Annotated in this window: 15 protein-coding genes and 2 tRNA genes; 6 read left to right on the forward strand and 11 right to left on the reverse strand. The window is 73.4% G+C overall.

Annotated elements, in window-relative coordinates:
• Nucleotides 1-114: 114 nt before the first annotated feature.
• From BLR12_RS14050 to mrf, 6 genes are all read right to left on the reverse strand, one after another.
• Nucleotides 115-1,926 carry a putative bifunctional diguanylate cyclase/phosphodiesterase gene (locus tag BLR12_RS14050; RefSeq protein ID WP_091379157.1) on the reverse strand — a complete coding sequence of 604 codons (1,812 nt, stop codon included), beginning with the start codon at nucleotides 1,924-1,926 and terminating at the stop codon, nucleotides 115-117.
• A gap of 637 nt (nucleotides 1,927-2,563) precedes the next feature.
• Nucleotides 2,564-2,637 (reverse strand) — tRNA-Gly (locus BLR12_RS14055).
• 192 nt (nucleotides 2,638-2,829) lie between these two features.
• Entirely contained in the window at nucleotides 2,830-3,258 is a 429-nt protein-coding gene (locus tag BLR12_RS14060; protein ID WP_091379158.1) for a hypothetical protein, read from the reverse strand.
• Entirely contained in the window at nucleotides 3,255-3,416 is a 162-nt protein-coding gene (rpmF, locus tag BLR12_RS14065; protein ID WP_091379160.1) for a 50S ribosomal protein L32, read from the reverse strand. The genes BLR12_RS14060 and rpmF overlap by 4 nt, the downstream gene beginning before the upstream one ends.
• A gap of 3 nt (nucleotides 3,417-3,419) precedes the next feature.
• The gene (locus BLR12_RS14070) at nucleotides 3,420-3,671 is read right to left on the reverse strand and encodes a type B 50S ribosomal protein L31 (protein ID WP_091379163.1); all 252 of its coding nucleotides are present in this window, start codon (nucleotides 3,669-3,671) and stop codon (nucleotides 3,420-3,422) included.
• Nucleotides 3,671-4,939: a ribosome hibernation factor-recruiting GTPase MRF gene (mrf, locus tag BLR12_RS14075; protein WP_091379165.1), complete on the reverse strand. Its 1,269-nt coding sequence runs from the start codon at nucleotides 4,937-4,939 to the stop codon at nucleotides 3,671-3,673. Before mrf ends, BLR12_RS14070 begins: the two co-directional genes overlap by 1 nt.
• A 127-nt stretch (nucleotides 4,940-5,066) precedes the next feature.
• Between mrf and BLR12_RS14080 the strand changes: the two genes are divergently transcribed.
• Nucleotides 5,067-5,489, forward strand: coding sequence for a Fur family transcriptional regulator (locus BLR12_RS14080; RefSeq protein WP_304440648.1), 423 nt, complete (start codon nucleotides 5,067-5,069; stop codon nucleotides 5,487-5,489).
• Between the two features lie 11 nt (nucleotides 5,490-5,500).
• On the opposite strand, the gene BLR12_RS14085 is transcribed toward BLR12_RS14080, so the two are convergent.
• Genes BLR12_RS14085 through BLR12_RS14100 form a run of 4 tightly spaced genes read right to left on the reverse strand, consistent with a single transcriptional unit; the run spans nucleotide 5,501 to nucleotide 10,357 of the window.
• Nucleotides 5,501-6,925 carry an ABC transporter ATP-binding protein gene (locus BLR12_RS14085; RefSeq protein ID WP_091379170.1) on the reverse strand — a complete coding sequence of 475 codons (1,425 nt, stop codon included), beginning with the start codon at nucleotides 6,923-6,925 and terminating at the stop codon, nucleotides 5,501-5,503.
• A complete protein-coding gene (locus BLR12_RS14090; RefSeq protein ID WP_218120671.1) occupies nucleotides 6,922-7,755 on the reverse strand; it encodes an ABC transporter permease in 834 nt (277 codons plus the stop codon). Before BLR12_RS14090 ends, BLR12_RS14085 begins: the two co-directional genes overlap by 4 nt.
• Nucleotides 7,752-8,798, reverse strand: coding sequence for an ABC transporter permease (locus BLR12_RS14095; protein ID WP_218120672.1), 1,047 nt, complete (start codon nucleotides 8,796-8,798; stop codon nucleotides 7,752-7,754). Before BLR12_RS14095 ends, BLR12_RS14090 begins: the two co-directional genes overlap by 4 nt.
• A gap of 5 nt (nucleotides 8,799-8,803) precedes the next feature.
• Nucleotides 8,804-10,357 carry an ABC transporter substrate-binding protein gene (locus BLR12_RS14100; protein ID WP_091379172.1) on the reverse strand — a complete coding sequence of 518 codons (1,554 nt, stop codon included), beginning with the start codon at nucleotides 10,355-10,357 and terminating at the stop codon, nucleotides 8,804-8,806.
• A 211-nt stretch (nucleotides 10,358-10,568) separates the two neighbouring features.
• Here BLR12_RS14100 and BLR12_RS14105 point away from each other — a divergent pair.
• The 5 genes from BLR12_RS14105 to clpX all read left to right on the forward strand — a co-directional run bounded on the left by BLR12_RS14105 (nucleotide 10,569) and on the right by clpX (nucleotide 15,372).
• Nucleotides 10,569-10,642: transfer RNA gene (locus BLR12_RS14105), tRNA-Pro, on the forward strand.
• Between the two features lie 127 nt (nucleotides 10,643-10,769).
• Entirely contained in the window at nucleotides 10,770-12,269 is a 1,500-nt protein-coding gene (gene tig / locus BLR12_RS14110; RefSeq protein WP_091379175.1) for a trigger factor, read from the forward strand.
• Between the two features lie 307 nt (nucleotides 12,270-12,576).
• Nucleotides 12,577-13,176 (forward strand): ATP-dependent Clp protease proteolytic subunit, encoded by a 600-nt coding sequence (locus BLR12_RS14115; protein WP_091379933.1) that lies wholly within the window; start codon nucleotides 12,577-12,579, stop codon nucleotides 13,174-13,176.
• A gap of 17 nt (nucleotides 13,177-13,193) precedes the next feature.
• On the forward strand, nucleotides 13,194-13,820 hold the full coding sequence (locus tag BLR12_RS14120; RefSeq protein ID WP_091379177.1) for an ATP-dependent Clp protease proteolytic subunit: 627 nt from the start codon (nucleotides 13,194-13,196) through the stop codon (nucleotides 13,818-13,820).
• 280 nt (nucleotides 13,821-14,100) lie between these two features.
• On the forward strand, nucleotides 14,101-15,372 hold the full coding sequence (gene clpX / locus BLR12_RS14125) for an ATP-dependent Clp protease ATP-binding subunit ClpX (RefSeq protein ID WP_091379180.1): 1,272 nt from the start codon (nucleotides 14,101-14,103) through the stop codon (nucleotides 15,370-15,372).
• 118 nt (nucleotides 15,373-15,490) lie between these two features.
• Here clpX and BLR12_RS14130 read toward each other — a convergent pair whose 3' ends face one another.
• Nucleotides 15,491-16,408 carry a DUF559 domain-containing protein gene (locus BLR12_RS14130; RefSeq protein ID WP_091379182.1) on the reverse strand — a complete coding sequence of 306 codons (918 nt, stop codon included), beginning with the start codon at nucleotides 16,406-16,408 and terminating at the stop codon, nucleotides 15,491-15,493.
• Between the last annotated feature and the right edge of the window lie 61 nt (nucleotides 16,409-16,469).

The raw sequence follows: 16,469 nt of genomic DNA on the forward strand, positions 1-16,469 counted from the left end.
GGGACACCTACCCGGGCGAGTGTCCGGAGCATGGGCGGCCGGTGCCCGGCGACCTTCTCCAGCTGCTGCTGCAGCGCCCCATTGGGCGCCGCTCGGTGGCGTGGGCCGGGCGGGTTAGTCGCCGGTAGCGAGTTTCTGCAAGAGGCGCTGCAGGCTGGGGTGCAGTGCGGGGCGCCCCCGGAGCGACCGGTCTGATGCCCGCGGGAACGGCAGGTGGTCCGGCTCCGATGGGCGGGCGAGCAGGTATCCACTGGCGCTGTCCACGCCGAGGGCGCTCAGCGCCGCCAGTTGTGCTTCGGTCTCGACGCCCTCGGCGATGACGTGAGCGCCGGTGGCGTGAGCGAGGGTGACGATGCCGGCGAGTACGGCCTCGCCGCGGGCGGTCAACACGTCGGTGACGAACGACCGGTCGATCTTGATGACGTCGACCGGGAACTTGCTGAGCCGCGCGAGCGAGCTGTAGCCGGTGCCGAAGTCGTCGATGGCGACGTGCACCCCGAGGTTGCGGATGTCGCACAGGGCCTGGGTGAGGCTGTCTCTGTCGGCCAGTGTCGACTCGGTCACCTCGATGCCGAGGTGGAAGCCGGGCAGACCCACCCGGTTGAGGTGGGCGGCGATGCTGTCGGCCAGCCCCCGGTGGGCCAGTTGCTGTGGAGAGACGTTGATCCAGACACGCAGATCCGGAATGTGGGCCCAGCGCGCCGCCTGCTCGACGGCGCGTGCCAGCACCCACTCGCCGAGCTGGTGGATCAGGCCGGAGTCCTCGGCGACGGGGATGAAGTCCAGTGGCGGAATGAGGCCTCGTGTCGGGTGCTGCCAGCGGACCAGGGCCTCGACGTGGTTGATGCGCTCGCACCGCAGGTCGAAAGCCGGCTGGTAGACGAGGAACAAGTCGTCCCACTCGAGAGCCAGCCGCAGGTCGTGCTCGGTCTGCATCCGGCGCACCGTCTCCAGGTGCATCTGCTCGTCGAACCAGGCGGCCTGGTCCCTACCGGCGGCCTTCGCGCGGTAGACGGCGGCGTCGGCCTGCTGCAGCAGGTCGTCCAGGTCCGCCGCATCGTCGGTACGGGCGAGGCCGATGCTGACGGTGACGGTCAGCTGTGAACAGGATTCGATCGGTTGCCGGGCGACGGCGAGGATTTCCTCGGCCCTCCGGGTCGCCTCCTCGGGGGAGGCGTCGAAGAGGACGACCGCTTGGGCGTCGCCGCCGAATCGGCACACCAGGTCGGTCGGGCCTGCGAGTTCGTGCAGTCGTTGCCCGAAGGCGGTGAGCACTCGGTCGCCGACGCCGTGACCCAGGCTGTCGTTGACCAGCTTGAACTGGTCGAGGTCGATCAGCAGGACGGTGATCTGGGCCGTCGGCCACAGGGCCAGGTAGGCCTCGACCTGCTGCCGGAGACCGGCGCGGTTCAGCAGGCCGGTGAGGTCGTCATGGGTGGCCTGGTGTGCGAGGTCCAGCTGAGCCTGCTCGGCCACCTGACGCGCGGCCCGCTCGGCGTCGAGCGCCCGTTCCCGCTCCTGCTCCATGTTGTGTCGGTCGGTGATGTCGCGGAAGTAGACGCCCAGCCCTCCCCGGCGCAGCGGAAACACCCGTGTCTCGGACCAGAGGTTGGCGGCGCGGTAGAAGGCCTCGACCGTCAGAGGCCGTCTGCTGCGGGCGGTCTCGCGATAGGCGTCCTCGATCGGGGTGCCGAGCAGGTCGGGGAACCGCTCCCAGACGTTCCGCCCGACGACCTCGTCGCGGCGGACGTTCAGCCGCGCCTCGGCCTGCGCGTTGATGTAGGTGATCACCCAGTCCGGGTCCACCCCGATGTACATGTCGCTGAACGACTCAAGAATGTCGATCACTTCCAGCGCGGCCCGTCGCGACTCGGCCAGCGACTCGTAGGCACTGGTGAGCGGAGTAGGTGCCGCCGTGTCGGACATGCTCCCGCCATCGACGCCCTACTCGCGTCGCTGTAGCTGCACTGCCCCGTAGGAGTGACGAGAGGCCAAGGGGCGCGGTTTCCGCCGGCCCGCGGTACCGCCGAGTCCGGACGCGTCGTTCTTGCGGCGGCTCGCGCAGCCGTGAACTGGGCGGTGCCGGTAGCCCAACGCTGTCGGGAGCGACGCCATGACCTCATCGGCCCTGCCGGGTCATGCCGCTTCCTGCCCCGTTCGGAGCAGTCCTCCCGCGTAGATGCCGCGGGATTCCGGTCCCTGCCGGGCAAATGCATGACTGGCAGTGGGAGAGGAAACGGGGGCGGGACGCCTGCCGCCTACCGGTGCCCGAGCCCGGAGGGGTTGGAGACCGTCCCATCGGTCGCCGTCTCGTGCGGAAAGCATGGCGCCTTGCGCAGCAGAATCGGCGGAGGTGACTCGACGGGCCCTCGTTCGTCGGCCCACGCCCCTCTGCCGCTCGGAGTCACGTGCCGGCGAGCGCTCAGGCCGTGCCTTACGCGTGCCTTAAGCACCGGCCAAAGCCGGTGGTCAGCGGTCAACAGGGGGCAGCACCGTTAAGGCACGGAAGGGGCGGGACTGCCCCGCTGAGCTGCGCAGACAGGCATACGAGCTGGTCAGAACGTGGAGCGGGTGACCGGGATCGAACCGGCATGGCCAGCTTGGAAGGCTGGGGCTCTACCATTGAGCTACACCCGCGGAACGGTCGGAGAGAACGTGCGGGGGACCCCGTACTCTCCGCGAGAAGACCCACCAGATCGAGATGAGCGGGGCTTCCGGTCCGGCATGAGGGTAGCGCCCTCGTGACCCGAGGGCCGCAGGGGCGCCCGACGAGGCCCCGGATCCGCCCCCTACGTCCTGGTCTCGACGCCGACGTGGGCCGGCGAAGGGTCAGCCCGTCCCGTGCGGGAGCCCAACGGGCGGGCCCAGGCCGGCGACCGCCTCGACCAGCGGGACGGGCAGGTCGGCGTCCGGATCGCCGTTCCCCGTCGGGCCGCCCGCGGCGATCCAGTCCGCCAGGGCCTCGGCCCGCGGTGCCTCGTGGACGCCGGCGAGCCAGACCGTGCCGCCGCACCCCCCGGTCGCGCCGTCGCGGTGGGCGACCACGGCCACGGCGGCCAACGCGCAGGGGCCGAGGCAGCCGGCCGTGACGAGGACGCCCCCTGGGCTGCGGCGCACGGTCTCCTGTAGCTCGGCGACGCCGTCCTGCGTCCCGGCCAGCGCCCGCAGCGCGGAACACCGGTGCCCGACGCAGAGTGCCAGCAGCGGCCCGCCGGGGTCCCCGGCGGCCGGCGGTGGCTCGGCGCCTCGGCCCGTCACCGGAGCAGTCCTCGTTCGGCGGCCTTGCGGAGGCGGGCCGGGACGAGCTGCTCCACCCCGTCGACCCGGACCCGGACGAGCGGGACCGGCGTGGCCTTCCACTGCGCGCGGCGGGAGCGGGTCCTGGACCGCGACGTGCGCCGCTTGGGGACCGCCATCGGTCAGCCCCTCCGGCGGGCGCCGTAGCGCTGGTTGAAGCGCTCGACCCGGCCCGCGGTGTCGAGGACCCGCTGGTTGCCGGTCCAGAAGGGGTGCGAGGCCGCGCTGATGTCGACCACCACCAGCGGCAGGGTCTCGCCGTCCAGCTCGATGGTCTGGTCGGTGACCGCGGTGGACCGGGTGCGGTAGGTGGCGCCGCTGGCGGCGTCCCGGAAGACGACCGTGCGGTACTCCGGGTGGATGCCTGCGCGCATCAGGAGCGCTCCTCTCGGTTGGTCGCGGACGTGCTGCTGTCGTCGGCGGGGCCGGAGGCCTCGCACGGGTCCTCGTGCCAGCTGCCGAACGGGTCCCGGTACCGGCGCCACGCCTCGGGGCCGGCGGCCCACTCCTCGTCGGTCAGGACGGCGGCGTGCAGGGCGGCGGTGATCGCCAGGACCGGCTGCCGGTGGGTGAGGACGACCAGTTCGGTGTGCCGGTCGCCGTGGACGGGATCCCAGCGCAGCGCGGCGGACACCCGGCGCTGCGGGTCGACCGCCGACCAGGCCTCGTCGTCCAGCGTGGCCAGCCAGGGCCCGGCGTCCCCCATGCGGAGCCCGGGACCGGCGGACTCCAGCCACACCGCCCGGTCGTGCTGGCTGGCCAGCCACAGCCGGCCGCGGCTGCTCACCACCCCGTCGAGGAGGACGTCGAGCGCGTCGTGCAGCCGCCCGGGGTGCAGCGGCCGGTCGGGGCTGAAGCGGACCAGCTGCACGCCGCAGTCCTCGCCGCGCGGAGGCTCGCCCGCCAGCAGTGGATCGTGGGCGGAGGAGACCCGCCCGCGGCGGGCCGCCGGTCCCACGGCCGCCAGCAACCGGTCCGGGTGCAGGCGCAGGTCGGCGCGCGGCGCCGAGGGGACGAGCCGGTCGAGGACGGCGTCGAGCCGGGCACCGGCCCAGGCGTCGGCCGGCGGGCCGGCCAGCACGACGGCGTCGGCGCAGGCCACCTGTGCCAGGGCGACCTGGGCCAGCGTGCGCTCGTCGTCCGGTGTGGCGGCGAGCCCCCGGTCGCCGAGGTCGTCGCCGCTCGTGACGTCGTCCAGCCAGCTCGCCGCCTCGACCACCGCGAGGACGCCGTCCACCCGGACCCGGTCCCCGGCCGTCTCCGGCAGGCCGCGCGGCTCCTCGTCCAGCACGACGTCCCCGACGGCCCAGCAGAGGTGCTCGGTCTCGAGCGCGGGGTCCAGGTGCAGCACCACCCGGCTCACGTCGTCCCGGCGGGCGAGCCTGCGCAGCAGCGGCAGCAGGTCCAGCCGCAGCGTGCAGGACAGGCAGCCGTGCGCCAGTTCCACCGCGGTGGACCGTTCGACGACGCCGGTGCCGGTGCGCTCCCGCTCGGACCGCAGGACGACGCCCTCGCCCAGCCGGCTGACGTCGTGGTGGACGACCACGGTGCCGGGCCGGTCCAGGAACCTCGTGCCGACCTGGGCGCACAGGCGCCGGTGGAGGCCGGTGACGAGCACCAGGGGCGTGCGGTGGTCGGTCATGCCGTCAGCCTAGACGCAAACGACAATCGTTTCCATCTAGCGCCCAAAGATCACGAGCAGGGCCGGTGCCGGGGGAGGGGCGCGTCGCTCCCCGTCGCGCAGGCGCGATCATGGGGGAGTGGCCAGGGTGACCCGTCAACGCGATGCCGTCCGCACGATCTTCTCCAGGCTCAACGGCTTCCACAGCATCCAGGACGTGCACGCGCGGCTGCGCGAAGCCGGCGACGCGGTCGGGCTGACGACGGTCTACCGGGCGGTGCAGTCCCTCGCGGAGGACGGCGAGCTGGACTCCATCCGGACCGACTCCGGCGAGGCCCTCTACCGCCGGTGCAGCACCGAGCACCACCACCACCTCGTCTGCCGGGTGTGCGGACGCACCGTCGAGGTGGCGGGTCCGGCGGTGGAGCGGTGGGCGGGGCGGGTGGCCGAGGAGCACGGCTTCGCCGACCCCAGCCACACCGTGGAGATCTTCGGCACCTGCGCGGACTGCCACCGGGCCTCCCCGGAGCCGGACAGCGGGCGGGACGTCCGGCCCGGGGGAGGGGACTGACCCGGTCGCGGTCAGCGGGACCCGGGCACCCCGGCCGGCTCCGGCGTCAGCGACACCTCCCGGTCGCAGACGGCCCGGGCCAGGGCGCGGTCGTGGGTCACGAGCACCAGCCCGCACCCGGCCCGGTCGACCTGGTCCGTCAGGCAGCCGATCGTTTCCTGCTGGGTCGCCAGGTCCAGGCGCGAGGTCGGCTCGTCGGCGAAGAGCAGCAGCGGGTCCAGCAGCATCGCCCGGATGATCGCCAGCCGCTGCAGCTCGCCCCCGGACACCTGACCGGGGCGGCGCCGCAGCAAGGGCTCGCCGAGCCGCATCGCCGTCATGAGGTCCTCCAGGCGGCCGGGCTCCGGCCGGTGCCGGTGCAGGAGGTCCCGCAGGCCGGTGCCGATCGGGACCCGGGCGGGGAACGCCACGGCGGGGTCCTGGTAGAGCTTCTGCAGCCGGCCGCGAGCCAGCTCGGGTGCGTGCCGCACGCTGCCGCTGTCCGGCGCGAGCAGCCGGAGCAGCACGCCGCCGAGGGTGGTCTTGCCCGAGCCGCTGGGGCCGGTGAGCGCCAGGCGGTCGCCGCCGCGGATGGTCAGCGAGACGTCCGCGAACACGCTCCTGCCGTCGAAGCCCTTGCCCACGCCGTCGGCCGACACCAGCACGGGGGCGCCACCCGGGGACCCACCGGACCGGGGGCGTGCCGTCCACCGGCCGGGCTCGGCGGCCAGCAGCCGGCGGGTGTACGGGTGGGCCGGCCGGTCGAGCACCTCCTCCGCCGGTCCGCGCTCCACCACGCCGGCGTCGCGCATGACGAGGACGTCGCCGCCGAGCCGGCGCGCCAGGTCCAGGTCGTGGGTGATCGTCAGCAGCACCCCGCCGCCCTCGAGGTGGCGGCGCAGCAGGGCGGCGAGCGCGTCGCGGGCCGCGTCGTCCAGGCCCTTGGAGGGCTCGTCGGCGATGAGCACGCCGGCGCCGCCGATGGTCGCGGCGGCGAAGGCCACCCGCTGCGCCATGCCGCCGGACAGGGTGTGCGGGTGGGCCCGGGCCCAGCCACCGAGCCCGAGCGCGGCGAGCAGCTCGGCCGCGCGGCGCCGTCCCCCGCGCCGGTCGGAGCGGAAGCCGGGCGCGCCCTCGGCGACCTGCTCCCCGACGCGCATGGTCGGGTCCAGCGCCAGCACCGGCTCCTGCGGCAGCAGCGCCATGCGCCGTCCCCACAGGTGCCGGCGGTTCCCCCGCTCGGCCACGTCGTAGCCGGTGTCGTCCAGCCGCAGCCGCCCGCGGGCCTCCAGCTCGGGGGCGAGCGTGCCCATGACCGCGTGCGCGAGCAGCGACTTGCCCGAGCCGCTCTCGCCGACGATCGTCACGGCCCGGCCGGGCGGCAGACCGACGTCCGCGACGTCGACGAGCGGCCGCCCCGCCGAGGTCACCACGAGCTCCTCGACGTGCACGCTCACGAGCCGCCCTCCCTGCCGCGCAGGCCCAGCAGGCCGAGGAGGACGGCGACCAGGACCAGGACGGGGGCCAGGGACATCCACGGCGCCTCGTCGTAGAAGGGGAAGGCCTCGGTGACCATCTGGCCCAGCTCCGGGGTGGGCGGCGCGACGCCCACGCTGACGAACCCGAGGGTCGACAGCGCCAGGACCGACGTCCCGAGACCGAAGGTGGCCATCGTGGTCAGCAGCGGAGCGAGGTCCGGCCACAGGTGCCGGCGCAGCACGTGCACCGGTCCCAGGCCCAGCAGGCCCGCGGCCTCGACGGCCGGGCCGCCCAGCAGGACGGCGCTGCGGGCTCGGACGACCCGGAAGTACTCGACCCACTGGGCCAGCGCGAGGCCCGCGTAGAGGGGCCACAGGCCGCCGTCCGCGATCGCCGAGGCGACCAGGACGACGAGCAGGGCCGGCAGCGCGACGAACGCCTCCGACAGCCCGTGCAGCACGGTGTCGACGACCCCGCCGCGCCACGCCGCCAGGACGCCGGCGAGCGTGCCGACGAGGGCGGCGGTCGCGACGCAGGCCAGCGCCATGAGCAGCGACAGCCGGGTGGCGTGCGCGAGCCGGGACACGACGCTGCGGCCCAGGTGGTCGCGCCCCAGCGGCTCGGCGAGGCCGGGCGGCTGGAGGAAGCGGGACAGGTCCTGCGCCACCGGGTCCGGCCACACCCAGGGCCCGGCCACGGCGAAGAGCACCAGCAGCACCAGGACCGCCGCGGCGCACCGCTGGGTGCCCGACAGCCGTCCGACCGCCATCCGGGGGAGCGGAGGGCTGGCCGCCAGCGCGCTGCTCACGGGACCACCTCGCGGCGGCGGGGACGGGGGTCCAGCGCCAGCCCGGCCAGGTCGACCACGGTGTTCACCAGGACGACGAGCAGCGCGAGCGCCACCGCGGCCGCCTGGAGGACCGGGACGTCGCGCCAGAAGATGGCGTGCACCAGGGCGTGCCCGAGGCCCGGCCAGGCGAACAGGCTCTCGACGACGACGACGCCCTCGACGAGCAGCACCGCCTGCACCCCGAGGTAGGCGACCAGGGTCAGGCCGGCGTTGCGCAGCACGTGCCGGACCAGGACGGCGCGCCGGCGGAGCCCCTTGGTCTCGGCGAACGCGACGAACGCCGACCCGCCGATCTGCGCCACCGTGTCCCGCGTGACCCGCGCGAACAGCCCGGAGAGGCCGACGGCGAGCGTGGCCGCGGGCAGCACGACGCTCGACGCCGACCCGTGGCCGACCGCCGGCAGCCAGCCCAGGTGGACGGAGAACACGACGATCAGCAGCAGGCCGAGCAGGAACGGTGGCAGCGCCCGAGCGCCGGCGACCCACACCGTCGTCAGCCGGTCGAGCAGGCCACCGGGACGCCGGGCCGCCGCCGTGCCGACAGCGCCGCCGACGACGACGGCGAGCAGCAGCGCGACCGCCGCCAGTTGCAGGCTGCTCGCGACCGGCAGCGCCAGCTCCGCGCCCACGTCGCGGCCGGTCACCAGGGACGTGCCGAGGTCCAGGCGCAGCAGGTCGGCCCACCAGCGCAGCAGCTGCTGCCAGGCCGGTGCGTCCAGTCCCAGTTCCGCGCGCACGGCGTCGGCCGTCGCGGCGGTCACCCCGTCGTAGCCGTACCGGCCGGCGGCGATGCGCATGGCGACGTCCCCCGGCAGGGTCTGCACGACGGCGAAGCAGGCGGTCGACACCAGCACCGTGACCGAGACCGCCTGCACGCAGCGCTGGGCCAGCACGCGGCGGATGGCGGCGCGGCGCGCCAGGCGGCCCGGCCGCGCCCCGTCCCCGGCCGGCCCGGCCCCACCCGCCGACCCGACCTGCCGGGCCGCCGCTCGGAGCGGCACGCTCGTCACGAGGACCAGCTCAGCTCGTCCAGCCGCCACGACCGCTCCAGCGGGTCGAGCGTGAAGCCCTCGACGCGGTCGCTGACCACGGCGCTCTGCCGGTACCAGGCCACGGGGATGACGGGGAGCTGGGCCTGCAGGATGCCGGCGACCGCCTCCCGTCCGGCGTCCGCCGTCGCGCCGTCCGCGCCGCCGGCCAGGTCGGCGAGGGTCGAGGTGAGCGCCCGGTCGCTCCAGCCCATCGCGCCCCAGTCGGCCCCCTCGGGGCGGAAGTCGCCGAGCAGGGTCACGAGCGGGTCGGGGACCAGGGCGAAGTTGCGGGCGTACAGGGCGAGTTCCAGGGTGCCGTCCTGGTGCCCGGCGGGGATGTCGCTGGAGTTGCCGACCTGCACCTCGACCGCGACGCCCAGCTCCCCGAGCGCGTCCTGCACGGCCGTCGCGAGGACGGGCAGTTCCGGCCGGTCCGGGAACGTGCGCAGCGACACCTCGAACCGCTCGCCGTCGCGGGTCAGCACCCCGTCCGGGCCGGGCGTCCAGCCGGCCTCCGCGAGCAGCTCGCGGGCGGTCCGGGGGTCGTGCTCGAGCGCCGGCAGGCTCTCGTCGTGCCACTCCCGCAGCGACGGCGGGAACAGCTGGGTGGCGGCCATCTCGGGGTCGCGCAGCAGGGCCGCGGCCATCGCCTCGCGGTCCAGGCCGGCGCTGAGCGCCTGCCGCACCCGCACGTCACCGAGGACCTCGTGCCCGGCGTCGACCTTGAGCAGGATGCTCCGCGGCAGCGTCACCGAGGCGATCTGCACGCCGTCCGCCCCCTCGACCCGCTGACGGCTCACCGGGTCGATGCCGAAGGTGACGTCGGCCTGCCCGCTCTCGGCCATCAGCGCGCGGGACTCCGCACGGCCGACCGCCTGGTAGGAGATCCGTTCCACGTCGGGGCGGTCCCCGGTCCAGCCGTCGGAGGCCACGACGTCGATGACCGACGGCAGCTCGACCCGCTCGACGCGGTAGGGGCCCGAACCGATGACCTCCTCGACCCGGCCGTCCGCCCCGAACGAGGCCGGCGCGAGGACCTGCGTGCTGGTGTGGGCGAGCACCGCCGGCAACGGCGCGTACGGCCGGTCCAGCTCGATCCGGACGCCGCCGGGCTCGGCGGTCACCGCGCGCACCGGTGCGCCGGCCAGCGGGGAGGCCGGCTCGTCCCGCGCGGCGTCCAGGGCGGCCGTCACGGCCTCGGGGGTCACCTCGCTGCCGTCGTGGAAGACGGCGTCCGGCCGGAGGGTGAAGGTCCACGCGGTCCCGCCGTCCGACTCCTCCCACGCCGTCGCCAGGCCGGGCTCGAGACGGCCGTCTCCGTCGGCCTCGACCAGCGTCTCGGCGACCCCGAGCCGGGTGAAGAAGCCCTCGCTGGTCGCCGGGTCGAGGCCGTGCATCTCGAACGGGCCCACCACTCTCAGCACGTCCGCGTCCTGCGCCGGCCCGTCCGCTCCCGACGTCCCGGTGCAGCCGACCAGCAGCGCCGAGAGCACCGCCGAGCCCGTGAGCACCGACCTGTTGCCCGCCATCTCTCTCCTCCCGAAGGGTCCGCGCAGGCTAACAACAATGAAAACCGTTTTCAGATAGTGGGGTCGGCGGCACGCCTCCGGGCCGGGTGCCGGGGGGTGGGTCGGGCCGTCTCCGGACCCCGTGCGTCGGCGACCTCCCGCGGGCAGGCCGGCCGTCGGCGGCCCGCGTCGCGCCGACCGTTGTGGGGCGACACCTAGACTCGAGCCGCCACGGGGTGTGGCGCAGCTTGGTAGCGCACCCGCTTTGGGAGCGGGGGGCCGCAGGTTCAAATCCTGTCACCCCGACCGCCGTCGCGGCCCCGTCCCGCCGGACCGGCGCCTCCCCGGCTGTCTCTAGACTCGGGGGTCGATCCGGCGTCGTCCATCCTGCCCGGCGCCCCATCCCGTCTGTCGATCGAGGAGCACTGCCGCTGTGAAGAGCACCATCGAGGAACTGGGCCCCACGCGGGTCCGGATGGCGATCGAGGTGCCGTGGGGGGACCTGGACCACGCCTTCGGTGAGGTCTACAAGGAACTCGGCAAGCAGGTCCGCGTGCCCGGCTTCCGCCCCGGCAAGGTGCCCAACCGGGTCCTCGACCAGCGCATCGGCCGCCCGCTCGTGCTCGAGCAGGTCGTCCAGCACGCCATCCCCGAGGTCTACTCCGAGGTCGTGCGCGAGAACCAGGTCCGCGTCCTGGGCCAGCCCGACATCGAGGTGACCCGCCTCGACGACAACGACACCCTCGCCTTCACCGCCGAGGTCGACGTCGCGCCCAAGGTCGAGCTGCCCTCCCTCGACGAGCTCGCGGTCACCGTCGACGACGTCGAGGTCACCGACGAGGAGATCGACCAGCAGATCTCGGTCATGCGCGAGCGCTTCGGCATGCTCACCAACGTCGACCGGGCCGCCGAGGACGGCGACTTCGTCTCCATCGACCTCGAGGCCAGGCTCGGCGACGAGGTCCTCGAGGACGGCTCGACCACCGGCATGTCCTACGAGGTCGGCTCCGGCAACCTCATGGACGGCCTCGACGACGCCGTCCGCGGGCTGTCGGCCGAGGAGTCCACGACCTTCCAGACCGCGCTCCAGCAGGGCCCCAACGCCGGGGAGACGGCCGACGTCACCGTCACCGTCCGCTCGGTGAAGACCAAGGAGCTGCCGGAGCTGGACGACGAGTTCGCCTCCACCGCGAGTGAGTTCGACACCCTCGAGGAGCTGCGCGAGGACGTCCGCACCCGGCTGGCGCGCACCAAGGTGCTGCAGCAGGGCGCGCAGGCCCGCGACAAGCTGGTCGAGCACCTGCTGGAGACCGTCGAGGTGCCGATCCCGGAGAACCTGGTCGAGCGCGAGATCGAGTGGCGCAACCGGGCCATGCAGAACGAGCTGCAGCAGGCCGGGATGGACTGGGACAGCTTCCTGCAGATGTCCGGGGTCGAGAGCCAGGAGGCCTACGACGCCGACCAGCGCAAGAACATCGAGGAGGCGGTGCGCACCCAGTTCCTCCTGGACGCCGTCGCCGACGCCCGTGAGGTCACCGTCGACAACGAGGACCTCTCGGCGCAGATCATGGCCCAGGCCCAGCGCAACCGGATGAGCCCGGAGCAGTACGCCCAGCAGCTGCAGCAGGGCGGCAACATCGCCGAGTTCGTCGCCGACGTCCGCCGCACCAAGACCCTCGCCCAGCTGCTCGAGCAGACGACGATCACCGACGCCTCCGGCAACGTCGTCGACCTCGAGGCCCTGCGCCCGAAGACGGTGCAGGCCCCGGCCACGGCCGGGGACGACGCCGAGGACGACGTGACGGCCGCGGAGGACGACACCTCCACGGACGGCGCCGCCGAGGAGGCCCCGGACGCCGAGGTCGCCAACGCGGCCGCCGTCGAGGCCACCGAGGGCGCCACCACCGACACCGAGGACGTCACCAAGAGCTGAGCAAGGCCCCCGCCGCACGACCGACGCCGTCCCGCCCCACGCCCCGGGGAGGGGCGGCGTCGGTCGTCCGGGACCCGGCGCAGGGCCCACCCCGCTGCGCCGACGGCGAACACCCCCCGCGTCGGGACTGCCCCCTCCGGCGCGCGCGTTAGGGTCGTCGTAGGCCCGGACCGGCTCCGTGGGCACCGCTCCACCACGGCGTCCCGGCGCCGGCACCACTCCCGCCCAGCCAGACCGACTGCCCGACAGTCCAACGGAGGTCACCGCACCCGTGAGCACCAACCCGAACCCGGTGAGCGCGCCGCTGATGCGTGCCGCGGCCGGGGGGATGAACCTCAACGACTCGGTCTACGAGCGCCTGCTCCGCGAGCGCATCATCTTCCTCGGCAGCCAGGTCGACGACGTCATCGCCAACCAGCTCGCCGCCCAGATGCTGCTGCTGTCGGCGGAAGACCCCAAGCAGGACATCCACCTCTACATCAACTCGCCCGGTGGCTCCGTCAGCGCCGGCATGGCCATCTACGACACGATGCAGTTCATCGACTGCGATGTCGCCACCTACGGCATGGGCCTGGCCGCCTCGATGGGCCAGTTCCTGCTGACGGCCGGCACCGCGGGCAAGCGCTACGCCCTGCCGCACGCGCGGATCATGATGCACCAGCCGTCGGCCGGCGTCGGCGGCACCGCGGCCGACATCGCGATCCAGGCCGACCTGTTCCGCCGGACGAAGACCGAGCTCAACGAGCTGCAGGCGCAGCACACCGGTCAGACCGTCGAGCAGATCGAGAAGGACTCCGACCGCGACCGCTGGTTCACGGCGCAGGAGGCCCTCGAGTACGGGATGGTCGACCACGTGGTCAGCCGCGCGACGATGACCGACTCCACCAACCCGGTCGCCGACAACTGAGTCCGGAGGGACTGACGATGAGCTTCCAGATGCCCTCCAGCCGATACATCCTGCCCTCCTTCGTGGAGCGCACGAGCTACGGCATGAAGGAGTCCAACCCGTACAACAAGCTCTTCGAGGAGCGCATCATCTTCCTCGGGGTGCAGATCGACGACGCCTCGGCCAACGACGTGATGGCCCAGCTCATCACGCTCGAGTCGGCCGACCCGGACCGCGACATCACCATCTACATCAACTCGCCCGGTGGCTCCTTCACCTCGCTGATGGCCATCTACGACACGATGATGTTCGTCCGGCCCGACATCCAGACCGTGTGCATGGGCCAGGCCGCCTCGGCCGCCGCCGTCCTGCTCGCCGCCGGCACCCCCGGCAAGCGGCTCGCGCTGCCCTACTCCCGCGTGCTGATCCACCAGCCCTCGGGCGAGGCCGGCGGCCAGGTCTCCGACCTGGAGATCCACGCGGCGGAGATCGAGCGGGTCCGCAAGCAGATGGAGGAGATCCTGGCGCGGCACACCGGCCGGACGGCCGACCAGGTCCGTGCCGACATCGACCGGGACAAGATCCTGACCGCCGAGGAGGCCAAGGCCTACGGCATCGTCGACGAGGTCATCCAGAGCCGGAAGCTCAACGCGCTCCCGGGCTGACGCCCCATTCGGGACGGGTCGAGTGCGCGCGTGTCGGGCGCTCGACCCGTACCGTCGGGGGACGCGGGACGAATGAGGACCAGGCACCTCCGCGACCGGGCGAGTCATCGCCCTCCGAGGCCGGTGCCGGCAGGTACGGTCGGCGAACGTCCGATCCCCGGCCCGAGGTGCCGGGTGGAGGGCCTCGCCGACGAGCGGGGCCGAGCACGGGACACACGCACCAGTTCACAGGCAGGCACCTGATCCGGGAGCCTGATTCCCCCGAGGTGGAGGTCAGCAGGTGGCACGAATCGGTGAGAGCGGTGACCTGCTCAAGTGCTCGTTCTGCGGGAAGAGCCAGAAGCAGGTCAAGAAGCTCATCGCTGGCCCCGGGGTCTACATCTGCGACGAGTGCATCGACCTCTGCAACGAGATCATCGAGGAAGAGCTCTCGGAGTCGTCGGACCTGAAGTTCGACGAGCTGCCGAAGCCCAAGGAGATCCACGACTTCCTCGAGCAGTACGTCATCGGCCAGGACAAGGCCAAGCGTGCGCTCTCCGTCGCGGTCTACAACCACTACAAGCGGGTGCAGGCCGGCGGCGCGGGCAGCCGCGACGACTCCGTCGAGCTGGCCAAGTCCAACATCCTGCTGATGGGCCCGACCGGCTGCGGCAAGACCCACCTCGCGCAGACCCTGGCCCGGATGCTCAACGTCCCCTTCGCGATCGCCGACGCGACCGCCCTCACCGAGGCCGGCTACGTCGGGGAGGACGTCGAGAACATCCTGCTCAAGCTGATCCAGGCCGCCGACTACGACGTCAAGCGGGCCGAGACCGGCATCATCTACATCGACGAGGTCGACAAGATCGCCCGCAAGAGCGAGAACCCGTCGATCACCCGCGACGTCTCCGGCGAGGGCGTGCAGCAGGCGCTGCTGAAGATCCTCGAGGGGACGACGGCGTCGGTGCCCCCGCAGGGCGGTCGCAAGCACCCGCACCAGGAGTTCATCCAGATCGACACGACGAACGTGCTGTTCATCGTGGGCGGCGCCTTCGCCGGGCTGGAGAAGATCATCGAGCAGCGGGCCGGCAAGCAGGGCATCGGCTTCGGCTCGGAGATCCGCAGCAAGAAGGAGATCGACGAGGCCAACGCCTTCGCCGAGGTCATGCCCGAGGACCTGCTGAAGTTCGGCATGATCCCCGAGTTCATCGGCCGGCTCCCGGTGATCACCAGCGTCGAGAAGCTCGACCGCGACGCGCTGATGAACATCCTCACCGAGCCGAAGAACGCCCTGGTGCGCCAGTACCGGCGGCTGTTCGAGCTCGACGGGGTGGAGCTGGACTTCACCGACGACGCGCTCGAGTCGATCGCCGACCAGGCCATCCTCCGCGGCACCGGCGCCCGCGGCCTCCGCGCGATCATGGAGGAGGTGCTGCAGTCGGTGATGTACGACGTCCCCAGCCGGGACGACGTCGCCTCCGTGGTGATCACCCGGGAGGTCGTGCTGGAGCACGTCAACCCGACGATCGTGCCCCGCAAGCCCAACCGCGCCCCCCGCGAGAAGTCGGCCTAGCCCGTCGCACCGTCTGCGAGCCCGTCCCCTCCCCGGGGGCGGGCTCGCTGCGTTCCTGGCCCCCGGTGATGTGCACCTGTGGTGCGTTCGGGTGCCGCAGGTGCACCGGAAGCGCACATCACCTGAGGGCGAGCAGCGCCTCCCGCGCTCGGCAGACGCGCAGGATCTCGCGGCGACAGGCATCTGGCTCCCGCGTGAGCCGCCGGTAGCTGAAGCGCAGCACCACCCACCCCAGCGCAGCCAGGGCCACGTCCCGCCGGGTGTCGCGTTCCCGCGCCTCCGCACTGCCGTGGAAGGCAGCGCCGTCCAGCTCGACGGCCACCCTGAGCTCGGGCAGCGCGGCGTCCAGGTGGACGACCCCGGTGGGCAGGACGACGCGGTGCTGCTGGACGAAGGGCGGCATCCCCGGTCCCCGCAGGACCTCGCGCACGCCCCAGATCTCCAGCTCGCTCTGGCAACCCTGCTCGACGAGACCAGCCAGCGTCACGAGCTCTCGGTTGCCCGGCAGCGCCGGCCGGCGGGCTGCCTCGGTGCGCAGCTGCGCCACGCTCACCCGACGATCGCGGAGCGTCTCGATCACAGCGGCTCGTACCCGCTCCACGGTGCGGCGGGAACCGGACCGGCCGTGCGCCCAGCCCCACGTGTCGACGAGCGCCCGGGGGAGCGGCGTGACGGGGAGGGGGCCGAGCCGGTCGGTGACGAGGTCCTGCACCCGGTGGACGACGAGGCCCGGACTGCGCAGCGCGCGGCGGCCGGCCCGGACCGACACGTGCACCGAACCGACGTCCTCGACGACCCGCCACGCAGCCAGGGCCGAGCCGTGGCTGAGCGTCCCGCCGGTGGCGAGCACGCCGGCGAGTGCGCGGGTCGGCCACTCGTCCCAGCACCTCGGCGCGACGAGCACGCCCCGGTGCGGCCGCAGCAACCGGCCGTCGGCGACCCAACGGCCGACGGTGTGCCGGTCGACCAGCCCGGCCAGCTCGGATGTGCGGGCGACACCGTGGGGACCGAGCAGGGCGAGGAGGTCAGGTGCCACCCCGCCACCGTGGGTCTCGCGCCGGCCGAATGGGATCGGCGCACTGGTGCTGTGGAGCGCC

The sequence above is a fragment of the Geodermatophilus sp. DSM 45219 genome, from assembly GCF_900104025.1.
Taxonomy (GTDB): Bacteria; Actinomycetota; Actinomycetes; order Mycobacteriales; family Geodermatophilaceae; genus Geodermatophilus.